At 62.1% G+C, this 659-nt stretch carries 1 protein-coding gene; it reads right to left on the reverse strand.

Annotated elements, in window-relative coordinates:
- Positions 1–659: cadherin repeat domain-containing protein (locus ACYQ54_RS28460; RefSeq protein ID WP_460088502.1), on the reverse strand; the 659-nt coding region annotated here is incomplete at both ends.

The following is a 659-nucleotide window of genomic DNA, read 5'->3' on the forward strand; positions in this document are numbered from 1 at the left end:
TCGGTGGCATCAGCATCCGTTGCCAGGGCAGTGACGCCGACCTGGGTTCCGGCAGTCGCATCTTCCGCGATCGTGTTCTCAGCTGTGTCCGTGTCGGTGACGGCTGAGACGGCGCTTTCGTTTACATCGGAAACGGCAATCGTAAAGGTCTCCTCCGAGGTCGAGCCATCGGTGGAGGTGGCCGTGACGGTGATGTCGATGGAACCTTCGGTCTCCGCATCGAAGCTGGCACCGTCAGCAACCCGGACCACGCCGTTCTCGTCGACGGTGAAGCGTGCGTCGTCGACGGAATAGGAAACCGTATCGGTGGCATCAGCATCCGTTGCCAGGGCAGTGACGCCGACCTGGATTCCTGCCGCTGCGTCTTCCGCGATGGTATTGGCTGCAGAATCCGTGTCGGTGACGGCCGAGACAGCGCTTTCGTTTACATCGGACACGGAGATCGTGAAGGTTTCTTCCGAGGTCGAGCCATCGGTGGAGGTGGCCGTGACGGTGATGTCGATCGAGCCTTCGGTCTCCGCATCGAAGCTGGCACCGTCAGCAACCCGGACCACGCCGTTCTCGTCCACGGTGAAGCGTGCGTCGTCGACGGAATAGGACACCGTATCGGTGGCATCAGCATCCGTTGCCAGGGCAGTGACGCCGACCTGGGTTCCGGC

The sequence above is a fragment of the Roseibium sp. LAB1 genome, assembly GCF_054658235.1.